Genomic DNA, 574 nt, shown 5'->3' with positions numbered 1-574 from the left:
ACGAGCTGCCCCAGCTCTGGAACGTGCTGCGCGGCGAGCTGAGCCTGGTGGGGCCCCGGCCTTTCATTCACGAGTACCTGCCGCTGTATTCGCCGGCGCAGCGGCAGCGGTTTCGGGTGCGGCCGGGCATCACGGGCTGGGCCCAGGTACACGGGCGCAATGCCCGCACCTGGGAAGAAAAATTCACCCTCGACGCCTGGTACGTGGCGCACCGCGGCTGGGCGCTCGACTTGCGCATTCTGGGCCGGACGCTGCTGCTGGCGCTGGGCCACGGCCGGCAGCCGGGTGCCGAAGCACCCGCACCACGTTTCACTGGCACGCCTCCCCATACTATTTCCGCATGACGCAGCTTTTCTTTTCTGAGTACGACATCGAGCCGGCCGACGCGCGGCCCCCACTCGTCATTTTCGGGGCGGGCGGCTTGGGGCGCGAGGTGTTGCTGCTCATCCAGCAGCTCAACGATGCGCAGCCCACCTGGCAGGTGCGTGGCTTCTACGACGACCGCGCCCCGGCCACGCCCACCGTGGCTGGCCTCCCCTACCTCGGCACCAGCGCCGACCTCAATGCCACGCCC

General features: G+C 69.0%; 2 protein-coding genes. Both read left to right on the top strand.

Features of this window, described 5'->3' with window-relative positions; genetic code table 11:
• On the top strand, window positions 1-344 hold a 344-nt coding region (locus tag ACYVDE_RS25725), incomplete at its 5' end, for a sugar transferase (RefSeq protein WP_460504340.1).
• On the top strand, window positions 341-574 hold a 234-nt coding region (locus ACYVDE_RS25720), incomplete at its 3' end, for a PglD-related sugar-binding protein (protein ID WP_460504339.1). The genes ACYVDE_RS25725 and ACYVDE_RS25720, both read left to right, overlap by 4 nt.

Source organism: Hymenobacter agri, assembly GCF_054778495.1.
The sequence above is the reverse complement of the archived record's forward strand: the minus strand, read 5'-3'. Positions and strand labels throughout refer to the sequence as shown.